The organism is Martinezella calliandrae, from assembly GCF_030272695.1.
Classification (GTDB): Bacteria; Pseudomonadota; Alphaproteobacteria; order Rhizobiales; family Rhizobiaceae; genus Rhizobium; species Rhizobium calliandrae.
The window spans coordinates 63,905-75,955 of sequence record NZ_JARFYN010000038.1; the positions used below are offsets into that span (position 1 = coordinate 63,905).

The 12,051-nt window shown below is 59.2% G+C and carries 11 protein-coding genes and 1 pseudogene; 5 read left to right on the forward strand and 7 right to left on the reverse strand.

Translation table 11 applies throughout. The features are described from left to right. The first annotated feature begins 23 nt into the window (after positions 1–23). From PY650_RS24730 to PY650_RS24740, 3 genes are all read left to right on the forward strand, one after another. Entirely contained in the window at positions 24–212 is a 189-nt protein-coding gene (locus PY650_RS24730; protein WP_285882236.1) for a hypothetical protein, read from the forward strand. 76 nt (positions 213–288) lie between these two features. Then, positions 289–411 (forward strand): hypothetical protein, encoded by a 123-nt coding sequence (locus tag PY650_RS24735; protein ID WP_285882237.1) that lies wholly within the window; start codon positions 289–291, stop codon positions 409–411. A gap of 469 nt (positions 412–880) precedes the next feature. Beyond that, complete coding sequence (locus tag PY650_RS24740; protein WP_120702623.1) at positions 881–1,123, forward strand: DUF982 domain-containing protein; 243 nt, start codon at positions 881–883, stop codon at positions 1,121–1,123. 224 nt (positions 1,124–1,347) lie between these two features. On the opposite strand, the gene PY650_RS24745 is transcribed toward PY650_RS24740, so the two are convergent. The 6 genes and pseudogenes from PY650_RS24745 to PY650_RS24770 all read right to left on the reverse strand — a co-directional run bounded on the left by PY650_RS24745 (position 1,348) and on the right by PY650_RS24770 (position 9,018). Continuing rightward, positions 1,348–2,184 carry an SH3 domain-containing protein gene (locus tag PY650_RS24745; protein ID WP_285882238.1) on the reverse strand — a complete coding sequence of 279 codons (837 nt, stop codon included), beginning with the start codon at positions 2,182–2,184 and terminating at the stop codon, positions 1,348–1,350. Positions 2,185–2,926: 742 nt separating this feature from the next. Continuing rightward, positions 2,927–4,246, reverse strand: a pseudogene (locus PY650_RS24750) (efflux transporter outer membrane subunit); the annotation flags it as partial. Between the two features lie 371 nt (positions 4,247–4,617). Beyond that, positions 4,618–5,562, reverse strand: a complete 945-nt coding sequence (locus PY650_RS24755; RefSeq protein WP_285882247.1) for a phosphoribosylaminoimidazolesuccinocarboxamide synthase — start codon at positions 5,560–5,562, stop codon at positions 4,618–4,620. 126 nt (positions 5,563–5,688) lie between these two features. Then, positions 5,689–7,434 carry an SLC13 family permease gene (locus PY650_RS24760; RefSeq protein WP_285882239.1) on the reverse strand — a complete coding sequence of 582 codons (1,746 nt, stop codon included), beginning with the start codon at positions 7,432–7,434 and terminating at the stop codon, positions 5,689–5,691. A gap of 77 nt (positions 7,435–7,511) precedes the next feature. After that, positions 7,512–8,195, reverse strand: a complete 684-nt coding sequence (locus PY650_RS24765; RefSeq protein WP_285882240.1) for a phosphoribosyltransferase — start codon at positions 8,193–8,195, stop codon at positions 7,512–7,514. Next, positions 8,182–9,018, reverse strand: a complete 837-nt coding sequence (locus PY650_RS24770) for a pseudouridine synthase (protein ID WP_432761576.1) — start codon at positions 9,016–9,018, stop codon at positions 8,182–8,184. The genes PY650_RS24765 and PY650_RS24770 overlap by 14 nt, the downstream gene beginning before the upstream one ends. 335 nt (positions 9,019–9,353) lie before the next feature. On the opposite strand from PY650_RS24770, the gene PY650_RS24775 reads away from it, so the two are divergent. Both PY650_RS24775 and PY650_RS24780 read left to right on the forward strand, forming a co-directional pair. Then, a complete protein-coding gene (locus PY650_RS24775) occupies positions 9,354–10,073 on the forward strand; it encodes a response regulator (protein ID WP_285882241.1) in 720 nt (239 codons plus the stop codon). Positions 10,074–10,076: 3 nt separating this feature from the next. Beyond that, positions 10,077–11,429, forward strand: coding sequence for an ATP-binding protein (locus tag PY650_RS24780; protein ID WP_285882242.1), 1,353 nt, complete (start codon positions 10,077–10,079; stop codon positions 11,427–11,429). 63 nt (positions 11,430–11,492) lie between these two features. Here the strand turns inward: PY650_RS24780 and PY650_RS24785 are convergent, their stop codons facing one another. Then, positions 11,493–11,699 (reverse strand): hypothetical protein, encoded by a 207-nt coding sequence (locus PY650_RS24785; protein WP_285882243.1) that lies wholly within the window; start codon positions 11,697–11,699, stop codon positions 11,493–11,495. Positions 11,700–12,051 lie beyond the last annotated feature (352 nt).

Genomic DNA, 12,051 nt, shown 5'->3' on the forward strand with positions numbered 1-12,051 from the left:
TCACAAAAATAAAGGGCGAGCAGATGAGTTCACATATTAATATCGAGAAAGTCGGTGAAAATAAGCTGCGGGAAGTCTGGAGTGTCGAAGATTTCGCCCGGCGCCACAGGATTTGCAAAGAGGAGGAAGCCCGGCTGAAAAAGCTGTTCGGTGACTTCGCTACCAAGCAGGAATTGTTGTCGAACGCGCAGAGGCCGTCGCTGCTTCGCTAAGCGGGGTGGGCAGGCGGGGCGCGATGTTCATCGTGGACCGCGGCAACCTATTGGACCGCCGCCGGAAGGTCTCGTCATGTGGAAGCGCTTTGAATTGTGGCTGATCGATCAGCTTGATCGAATTTTCGGACTGGAATGGCTCGCTCGCCGCGCCGGCCTCTCGGCCGATGATGCGAAGCGGATTGCGCGGGAGAAATAAAAGCTATCCGCGGCGTGACTCGCCAGACGGCTCGATTGATCTGCTGCTCTTCTTGCCGGATGCCTTTGTCAAACATGGCAGTCGTTGTTCCTTCACAAAAGGCTTCGCGAAGCGGTCGAGGATTTGTCTCCGACTTCCGGTCGTTGAGATCGTAAGTAGTCGCCTGCTTTGTTGGCCATTTTTGTCCCAATGCCAAATTTTTATATCTTTGATATCCTTGAGAAAACGACATTTGCCGCAATCGCGTTGGAACCTTACGGCCGTTGAAAACTTGTCCTTTTGTGTGACCTCAAATCGCTGGCTGCTTCGTTCGGCTGGCGATTTACGCTCTTTGGGTTGTTTCGATTATATGGGCGGTCTTTGCAATGTTGCATATTTTCGAATGATCTGATCGAGGATATAGTGACATTGCGCCGCCTGTCTTGGCGGACGGTCCCAAACGGGTGGTATCGTGTGAGGAGGAGTATTCATGCGACATATCAAATGGAGCAACCCGATCGAAATCGGTTTCGCTCATGGCAGTTCTCAGACGGTGACCGGCCCTTCCGAGGCCCTGAATTGCATGGCCAATCTATGGCCCGATCGGCGCGGCCCTCTCTACGTGGCTGCGAGAAGCGTTTGCCGAGCTGCGATCGACGGACGGAAATCTGCCGAAGAAGCCCGTGAAATGTTCATTTCGGCGACGCGTGAGGCGCATTTGAAAACCCATTGAGGCAGCGCGGCCCTCTGACGCCGCCTGATCGCTCGAGCCTTCCGAGCCGGCGGATGCCGGGCGCCTTTGCGCAGCCCTCGTAGCGCATTGATCTTCCCGACATCATCAATTCCATGTTTGCCCGTCTCGTGTTGCTGAGCGGGTATCCAAGCGCGAATGAACCTACGAAAAAGGCCAGCGACGAAGGTCGCTGGCCTTTGCTGTTTCACTTGATGAAGGCGATGTTACCGGTTTGAGCCTCTAGGCGTCATGAGGCAATTGGGCTGGTCGGCCGGGCACGGATCGACATGGCCAGGACTGTATGGTCCAGAGGAGCCGCCATTCGGCCGCGGATTGTTTTGGGTCTGCTGGGGCTGGGGCTGCGGTTGTGGCTGCTGGGGTTGCGGTTGGGGACGACGCTGCTGGCTGTCCTGCCGGTTGTTGTCACGCCGTTGGTCCTGCTGGTTGCCCCAGCCCTGGTTGTCGTTGGGCTGCTGCCGGCCCCAATCCCGATTGTTATTCTGTTGCCGACCCCAATCCCGGTTGTCGTCCTGCTGCCCGCCCCAATCGCGGTTTCGATCCGGGCGCCGGTCCCAATTCCCGTCCTGTTCGTTATTCCAATCCTGGTTGCGGTAAGGGCGTCGGTCCCAATTCGCATCCGGGCGGCCGTAACCCCAGCCCGGTCCGCGCCGCCAACGGTCGCGGTCGTGGTAAAAGTCGCGGCCGCGATAATAGCGATCCCAGTAGTCGTCCAAGTTGAAGGTGACGGTCGGAATGCCGAGCGGCCGGTAATATTGCGGGCCGACATAGATGCGGCGCGACTGATAGGTTGCCTGGATGTACTGACCGGCGACCCAGCCGCGGCCACCAAAGAAGGAGACGTCGCACCAGGGCGTTTCGTTCAGGCAGCCGTTGATCTCCAACGGCGTGCCGACCGGGATCATGGTTACTGCCGGATATTGCGTGCTTGGGCCGGACCGCATGTTGACGTTGGCGGTGGAAAAACCCTCTGCGGCTTCCGCGATCGCCGGGATCGCAACGAGTGCGGTCAATGTGATGGCGGCAAGAAGCTTATGTCTCATAAATGCTCTCCCTTTGCGCGCCGCCGGCATGACATGATGCCTGGCGGCTGCGCTGATTGCTGTTGCCCGTTTGCCTGACATATCGACGAGGGACGTGCTGTGCGATTACAGGACACGGCAAACCGTTTCCAGTTTCGATAAGTTGAAAAATAGCGCATTCGCGGAATTTGCTAGGATCCAGCGCCCATTCTTTCAATCTTTTCAGCAGTTTTATAAGAAATTGCATGAATGCAGATTGAACGGATACCGGCAAAATCCTCAGAATGCGCCTAAATTTTTAGGAAGACTTGCTTACTATATCGCGGTTACTGCAGTTTTAGTGAGGAGCTCACATTAAACTAGATGAAGAAAAATTATGGCGGCCTTGAAATCGCCGCACTGCCTCACGATATACCGTCTGGTCATGCAGTCGTAGAATGCTTGGCGCGCTTGATGGCGAGCCGGTTCCATTCGCAGAAGATTGCGGAAATGGCGTTGACCAAGTGTTAACCTTTCGCGATCAATCTGGCTGCAGTATCCGCCCTGCCCTTGACCACGGATGTACTGGCACTGACGCGAGGACGGATGACGAAAGGCCGGTTTGTTCCGGCCTTTTTGTCTATTGACTGTCTGGTGGCGTGCTTTGCGGAAGCGGAGCGCGCCATTTTTGTTTGACCCCTTTTGTCTCGGCCAAAGAAAAACCGCCGCAAATGACTGCGGCGGTTTGCGCGAAGGTGCGGCCGGCAGGACCGGGCGGTGTCTTTTAGTTGGCGGCCTTCTTGGCGGCGACCTTGACGACCTTGGCCGGTTTTTCGGCAAACTTTGCCTTTTCGGCCGGAACATAACCGGCGCCGATCGCAACATTCAGTTGGATATAGTCGATAGCGCTCTGTGAGACGGCCTGGGCAAGGCTGTTCTGCGCATCCGAAACGTTGCGCTGCGCGTCGAGAACGTCGAGCAGCGAGGAGGCGCCGTCCTTGTAGCTCGCCGTCGAAAGTTCGAGGGCTTCCTGGTAGGACTTCACCTGCGCGCGCAGTGCGGCGACAGTCTGGGCATCGCGGCTGACGGCCGACAGAGCGTTTTCGACCTGCTCGACGGCAGAAAGCACGACCTGCTTCCAAGCGATATACTCTTCGCGGCTCGTGGATTCGGCGATCTTCACATTAGCCCGCAGCAGGCCACCGTCGAAAATCGGCAGCGACAGGGTCGGTCCGAACGACCAGGTCGTCAGGCTGCCACTAATGGACGACGTGTGGATGTAGGACGGCGAGATCGAACCGCTGAGCGAGATCGTCGGCAAGAGCTGGGCTTCCGCTACACCGATCTTGGCGGTCGCGGCAGCGAGGTTACGCTCCGCGACACGGACGTCGGGTCGGTTGCGGATAAGGTCAGCCGGGACACCAGTGTCGACGCGGCCCCGGAATACCGGCTGGCCGCCGCCGCTGTGCAGCTGGGCGATAATGGTCTGCGACGGCACGTTGAGCAGGGTCGCAATATGATGCAACGCTATGCGATAGCTGATTTCGAGGTTCGGAATTGTCGAAAGCGTCTGGTTAACGAGACCCTCAGCCTGGACGACGTCGAGGCGGGAAGCAGCACCGGCATCGAGCTGGAACTTGGTCAACGCGAGCGTCTCGCGGCGAGACTTCAGGTTGTCCTGCGCGATCGCGATACGAGCCTGATAGAGACGGACGTTGACATAGCTGGTGGCCAGATCCTGCAAGAAGGTCAGGCGAGAAACGTCGACGCTGGAGTAGGCCGCATCGAGCGATGCATTGGCGCTTTCCGTCGCACGGCGGTATTGGCCCCAGAGGTCGAGCAACCATGACGCGGTGAGATCGCCGCTGGTGGTATTCCTCGTTTCGGTTTGTGTGCGCAGCTTGCCCTTTTCGCCGCTGGTCGTATGAGCGCCGGAGGCAAGAAGGCTTGGCAGTCCGCCGGCGCCGGCGGTCACGACTTCAGCCTGCGCCTGATTGATGCGTTCCAGCGACTGCTGGATGCTAAGGTTTTCTGCAAGTCCTTGCTCAGCCAACGCGTTCAGCTTCCTGTCGCCGAATGCGGTCCACCATTGCGAACCGGAGACGTACGAATGGATACCATCACATTATCCCACAATTCAATTTACATGATCACTATCTAACGGGGTCAACGTGACCCCATATGTGTCGGTGCTCCTGTCTACGCATTACCAACTAACGACCCGAAGCAGTCGGCGCCAATCTAGCAACGAGTTTTGCAATAGCACAGTGCCTTTTGCGATTTCTCGCGGCAGAACACGTGTGGGATCATGACAAATAGAGGGGTTTCAGTAAAAAAATTATAAAGTGTTGCAAAAAACATACCCTCCCTCATGCTACTTTAAGCAGCAAGTGCCAAACGATTCGATTTTTGGCGCAACCTAAGGGCGGCCACACAGCGCAGTAGCGTGCGCTGAATGACCATTCGGACGGTTTCCTATGGGAAATAGTGGGTGAGGCTTGCGCGAACCCGGTCGCGCGGTGTTGCACCGCGGTCGTCGGGAACGAAAGGCGTAGCCGTGATTGCTTCGTAAGCGCGGATGTACACCTTCGAGGTCTGTTCGATCAGTTCGAGCGGAATTTCGGGTATCTCATCCTTGTAAGGATCACACCGCTCGGTCACCCAGGCGCGGACGAAATCCTTGTCGAAACTCGCGGGGCGCGCACCCTGTTCGAAGCTGTCTTGGTAACTGTCGGCCAACCAGTAGCGGCTGCTGTCCGGGGTGTGAATTTCGTCGGCGAGAATGATGCCGCCGCTTTCGTCGGTGCCGAACTCATATTTGGTGTCGACGAGGATCAGGCCCCGTTTGCTGGCAATCTCCTGGCCACGCGCGAACAAAGCCAACGCGTAGTCCGACAATGTCTGCCATTGCTCCTTCGTCAAAAGCCCGCGCTCGATGATCTCAGCCGGTGTTAGAGGTTCGTCGTGACCGCCATCGAATTCCTTGCTCGTCGGCGTGATGATCGGCGTCGGCAGCATCTGGTTAGCGCGCATGCCGTCCGGCAGCGTGATGCCGTACATCTCTCGGTGACCCTTCTTGTAAAGTGTCAGAATCGATGTGCCGGTCGTGCCGGCGAGATAGCCGCGCACGACAATTTCGACTGGCAGGATGTTCAGCCGCTTGCCGACGACGACATTCGGATCGGGATAGGCGATGACGTGATTTGGGCAGATGTCGTTCGTTGCCTCGAACCAATAGCGCGCCGTCTGCGTCAGCACCTGGCCCTTGTAAGGAATACAGGTGAGAATGCGATCAAAGGCGCTCAACCGGTCGGTGCTGATGATGATGCGGCTGCCATCCGGCAGGTCATAATTCTCTCGCACCTTGCCGCGGTAATAGTTGGGCAGTTCCGGAAAATGGGCTTGGTCGAGAATTCGCAATATGGTCACCAGCAGGCTCATGCATCCGCCCGACGGATGCTTCATGTTGGACCCTTAGCGCATAACGCCGAAAATCGGAATCGATTTTCGGGCGGGATACGCCTTCTATCGAGGGCGGCTGCGTGCTCAAATCCAGAACGAGCCAATCATGGCCAGCGCCACACCGAAGCTGACAATGGTCAATAGCCAGCCGGCGCGCAGGAAGTCGATGAAACGATAGCTGCCGATGCTCATAGTCAGCGTATTGTTGTGGTGACCGAACGGCGTGATGAAATCGAGCGATGCGCCGGCCGCCACCGCAATCAAATAGGCATTGGCGGAATGCCCGGCCTTGGCAGCCAGCTCGAAGGCAATCGGCGTCAGCACGATGGCGACGGTGGCGTTGTTGACGAAGGGGGTGATCGCCATCGCCAGGAACAAGATGAGTGCCACGCCAAAAACGGGCTGGGCGATCGGCACGACGGCGCCGAGCCCGCCCGCCAGCATCTCTGCCGTCCCGGAAGTCGCCACTGCGGTGCCGAGCGGGATCATCGCCGCCAACATGATGACGATTGGCCAGTTGAGATCGGCGATCGCAGCGCGTAGGTTGATGAAATCCAACAGCGCCATCGCCAGAATGACACCGGCAAAAGCGATCTCGGGGCGAAGCAGGCCGGTGGCGGCGGCCAGCACGCCGCCGGCAAAAAGCAAAATTGGCCAAAATGAGCGCAAAGGCGGCGTATGATCGTGGCTTGCGGCCAGCGGCAGGCATTCGCATTCCTCCAGCGCCTGGGCTATCGCGTGCTTTGGGCCTTCGAGCTTGAGGATATCGCCAATCGAAAGAGCAAGATCGTCGAATCGCCCTTCTATACGCGGCGAGCGCATGGAAAGCCCGGTGATCGCAATCCCGCGCGAGCGAAAAACGTCGAGCGATTCGATGTGCGAGCCGATCAGCGTGCTTTGCGGCATGACCACCGCTTCGCTGCGCACGAAATCGGACCCATAGGCGCCGGAATGGGATTCGAGCATCAACACGCCTTTGGCCGACAGCCTGTCGAACAACACGTCCGGCCCTTCGGCCAGCAGAATATCGCCAGCTTCTATCACGGCGCCTTTGCCAGGGGAGACGAAACGGCTGCCACGGATCAAGGCATGCGGCTGGATGCCGAAAGCCCGGCGGCAATCCGCAAGCCCATGTCCGATCAACGGAGAGCCATGCGGCACCCGGCGTTCCGCAATCATCTGCCGGTCCATGACCAGGCCCGGTGCCGCGTCCTCCTCACCTGATTTGGGAAATAGGCGCGGGACGATTGCGGCAATCAGAATCACGCCAACCACGGCGACCGGCGATCCCACATAGGCGAAATCGAAGAAATGGAAGCCGCGCCCCGTCGCTCTGAAGAGGGCATCGCTGACCAGAAGGTTGGCCGGGGTGCCAATCAGCGATACCAATCCGCCGAGAAGCGCCGAAAAGGAAATCGGAATTAGCAACTGACGCCGTGGAATGGCCGTGACATCGGCAATGCGCAGTGCCACCGGCAGCGCAATGGCATAAGCGCCGATATTGTTCATGAAGATCGAGATGAAGGCCGTGAGCCCGGAAAGCGCTCCGATGGTGACAAAGGACGGCGGGTCTGCGGCAAGCAACCGGTCCACGAGCGCACCGAAAAGCTGCACCCGCGCCAGTACCTGCACGATTAGCAGGATTTCGATGACTGTGATCACCACCGGGCTCGCGAGGCCGGAAAAGACGCCCTCCGCCGGATAGAGGCCGAGAATGTATCCGGCGAGCACCCCGGCAATCGAAACGACCTCAATCCGGAACCGGTCAAGACAAAACAGCGCCAACATCAGGCCCAGAAGGATCAGCAGGGATGCTTGTTCGAACGTCATGGGCAGGCCCCGGAGATTCGTCGGGATCTAGAATGAACCAGCCCGTCGGTTCTGTACAGCCCCGCAGAAAACGACCGTCAGGCGGGCCGCTGCCAACGGCCATTTTCGCCTCTTTCGAGGATTGGCGTCGAAAACACGCCGACGATCCGCTCGCTCCATGGTTTGCCGGTCGCATCGACCCGGTGCCGCCAGCGTTCGGATTGCAGCATGGCCGCCCCGATCACGGCAGGCTCGACATCGCATGCGGTCAAAAGCTCCAGGCCGGAGACGATCGAAGCGCCGCTGGAGATCACGTCGTCGATCAGTGCCACCCGTTTTCCTTGCAAAAGCGGCAGCATGCGCGGATCGATATAGAGCCTTTTTTCCTGGTTCGGCGTGGTGATGGAGGAAAGCGAAACCGACAGATCCTCGCGATACCAGAATTTGCGGGAGGTGCCGAGCGGAACATAACGCTGGTGACCGAGCACTCGGGCGACCGCACTTGCCAGCGTCAATCCGAGTGTCGGCAGCCCGGCCACGACATCGACCTCATATGGGGCGATGCGAGCGGCCAGCGCTTTGGCCAGCGCCTCCTGCACGGAAAAACTTGCCTGATTGATGATCAGTGACGCTAGCGCGTGGTCGCCATCGGCGAGCACGCGGATCGGCAGGCGCAATTGCCGTCCATCGGACAGTTCCGCCACATAGAAATCGCCGAAATCGTCCGCGGCGCAAAAGCTTTGCGGCGGATGAATCTCCTGCCAGAAATCATGAGGCTGCATTGCGTCCCACCTTCAGTCCATTTCGACCGTTCCTTTCCATGCCCGCTTGTCGCTGAAGCCCGAGTATCTCCGCCTTCGTCAATGCCCGGACGGAACCTTTTGGAAGATCGCCGAGTGTGATGTTGCCGAATGAGACGCGCACCAGCCGCAGGCATTCGATATCGAGCGTCTCCAGCATTCGCCGGATTTGCCGGTTGCGGCCCTCCTTGAGCTCGATCTCGATCCAGCCGTTGCGGTCGCCACTGCGCAGCAGGCGGGCGGAAATGGCGGTCAGAAGCTCGCCGTCGACGACGATCCCGCGTTCCATGCGGTGCAGGAGTTCTTCGTCCATGATGCGGTTGACCTGGACATGATAGATCTTGCCGACATGGGTTACCGGATCGAGCAGCGCCTGCGCCATCACGGTGTCATTGGTGAAGAGAAGCAGGCCTTCGCTCGCCTTGTCCAGCCGCCCGACCGGCGCCAGATGCGGGGCGTCTATATCCCTTAGACAGTCGTAGACCGTCGGCCGGCCCTCGGGATCGTCGCGCGTCGTCACCAGCCCGCGCGGCTTGTTCAGTATGAACCAGAGCTTTTTCTCCGCGGATATCTCTGTGCCATCGACGGCAATGCGCGCCCGGTCGAGATCGATCCAAGCGGCCGGATCGGTGATCCGGCGGCCATCGACCGCAACACGGCCGGCGGCAATCAGCGCTTCGGCCTGGGTGCGCGAGCAATAGCCGAGCTTCGACAGCGCCCGCGGCAGGGTCACACGTTTGCCCTCTGCCTCCTGACGGCCTTTCGCCCCCCTGCCCGATCTCTGCGGTGCATGCCTTTGGCTCACACGTTGCCTCATTCCGATGCTGACAATGCCAATCCTTTCGCACGAGGAACGTTGCGAGGCAAATCGCGGCAAGGGGAAACACACAGGACAGACAGGGCCCGCGCCTTGTCACGCGAGCCCTGCAGGCGGTCCGGAGCGGCGATGGGTCGGGTGCGGCGACGCCGGGGGTCGTTGTCGCCGTCTACTCGGTAGGGGCCACTCCGGAGGCGGCCGTCGCGGCAAAACTGCATTGCTTCTGTTGCCGGGATTTTTCAAAACAGCGGAAAATTGTTACAGTTTGTAACGCCGGCCGTTTCCCTGTTGTCAAAGTCGCCCTTCGCCTCGCATGGATAGCCATGGTTTCTGCTTCGCTTCTTCTGGTCGAGGACGACCGCGAAATTAGGGCGCTCCTGGAGGAGTTTCTGAGCCGCGAGGGTTTTGCCGTCGAGGCGGTCGAAAGTGCGGCCGCCATGGATCGTGCACTCGCCAGAGGTTTTCCCGATCTCATCATTCTCGATCTGATGCTGCCGGGCGAGGATGGTCTTTCGGCCTGCCGCCGCATCCGGGCCCGCAACCAGGTGCCTATACTGATGCTGACGGCGAAGTCGGATGACATCGATCGCATTCTCGGCCTGGAAATGGGCGCCGATGATTATCTCGGCAAACCCTTCAATCCGCGCGAGCTCCTGGCGCGCATCCGCGCCATCCTGCGCCGCTCCGGTTCCGAACGCCCCGAAGAGGGCGGCGGCCCGCGGCGGCGCAAGAGTTTTGCCGGCCTGATCGTCGATCTTGAGGGAAGGGCGATCGAGATCGAAGGCGAAGGCCCAGTGCGACTGACGACTGCGGAGTTCGATTTGCTCGTCTGCTTTCTTGAACGTCCGCGCCGGGTGCTGTCGCGCGACCAATTGCTCGACTGGACACGCGGACGAGGCGCGGACCCCTTCGATCGCACGATCGACGTCACCGTCTCGCGCCTGCGCACCAAACTTGCGCACTATTTGCCGGATGGCGCTCAGGTCATCACCACCGTGCGCAATGCCGGCTATCTCCTGACCGTCGACGTGAGGGATATCTGAGCCATGCTGAAACTCGGTCTCGTTTCTCGCATCATCATGATCGTCGCAGTCGCTCTGTTCATCATCCAGCTTGCCGCCTTCGTTGCCGCCAGTTTGAAACCGGATTTGCCGCTCGGCCACCGGCAGTCGCCAGCGATGCAGGTCAGGTCGGCGGTGCGCCTCCTCGATGCCATTCCACCGGAGGCGCAGGAACAGGCCGTACGTGCGCTGACCGCGGCCGGTCTGGATCTGCGTCTGGCCGATGCTCCGCCGCCGGTGCAAAATGATGATGCGGCCGACCCGATTCTTGGTCACAGGCTGGCCCATGAGTTTGCTGGCATCGCGCTCGGCGATCACTATTTCAGCCTGCGCTCCCTCCCCGAACAGCCGCAGGGTTGGTTTTCAGTCGGCGCTCCTGACCGTACGATCGAAGTGTCGATTGGCATTGCCGGCGGCAAGATTGCCGTCTTTAGCCTGACCGATACACCGACCGTGCGGCTGCGTGGCGTTCCCGTGGGCTTCATGGCCGGACTTCTCGGCATGCTGGTGGCGGTGATCGCCATTGTCGCCGTGGCGCGGGAGACCCGGCCGTTGACTCGGTTGTCTCGCACGGTCAATTCTATCGGCAAGGGCCTGCAGCCGATCGAAATTCCGGAACGGGGCGCCTGCGAGCTGCGCATGCTGATCCGTGCCATCAATGGCATGCAGTTGCGCATTGCCGCGTTGATAAACAATCGCACCCTGATACTCGGGGCGATCTCCCATGATCTCCGAACCTATCTCACCCGTTTCCGCCTGCGCATGGAGATGTTGCCTGACACGCCGCATCGTGAGCGGGCGATCGCCGATATCGACGCCATGCAGCACCTCGTCGAGGACGCGCTGGGCTTTGCCCGCAGCACCGTCGTTTCCGGAGGACGGGATATTGCCGATCTCAATGTTGCTGTTTGCGCGCTTGTCGCGGAGCGCCAGGACAGACCGGACGTGGTCTCGCTTTCGCCGCTGGGAAAAGAATTGGCGGTGACGGTGCCTCAGACGGCCTTGGCTCGGGTGCTAGATAATCTGATCGACAATGCGCTGCGCTACGGTGGCAGGGCCGACATTGGCATCGAGCGTCGCGGCGATCATGCCGCCGTCATCATCGGCGATCGCGGCCCGGGTATTCCGATGGAGCGGCGCAAGGATGTGCTCGAGCCCTTTGTCCGTCTGGAGGAATCGCGCAATCGCGATCTTGGGGGGAGCGGATTAGGACTGACGATCGTCCGGCAAATCCTCGATGCGCATAACGGCGCACTTTGCCTAGAAGATCGCGACGGCGGTGGGCTTAACGCGATCGTGCTTCTGCCGCTTGCGACGACCAGTCGGGCTGCCGCCTGAAATAGGGCACACCAAAGCGCTCGCGCCTGGCTGCGCGATCTGTGCCATCTGTCGCGTTACCGCTCAATGACGGGTGAGGAAGCGCTTTAGTTCCTCCCGGCTAACAACGATGCCTGCGGCGGCCTTTTGCGGGTCCGGATGCGTATAGGTGAAGCTCGGCAGATCAGGCAGATCCAATGCCTGGCGCATGTTCATGATGCCGAGTGCCCTTCGTCCGGTGGCGCTGTCGACGCTGACTTCGATGATGCTCTCTGGTCTCGTTGTATCCATGCTGTCCTCCCAGCCTTTTTATATAGCAGAAATCTAATGTAAAGTATTGGCTTTTATGAGATCTAGCCTAGGTAAAAAGGTTAAGGGCGCGCGCGGGCCGAAACGATTTGTTAACCATGAATTGGCTTCGGAACGAAGAATGCAACGATCCCCGCCGGTCCGGAACGGGCCATTCTTCGTTTCAGATCGAAAAATTTGACCAACCGGACAATATATTGCGGCGTTCTGGAGACGATCGGGCCGCTTTCTCCCTGTGGATTGCAAATACCTCTGTAAAATCAATAAGATATAAAAATGTCAGAATTTTTACAATGTGGGTGTTGACTATGCTCTGGGGGTGGGTCTATAAGCC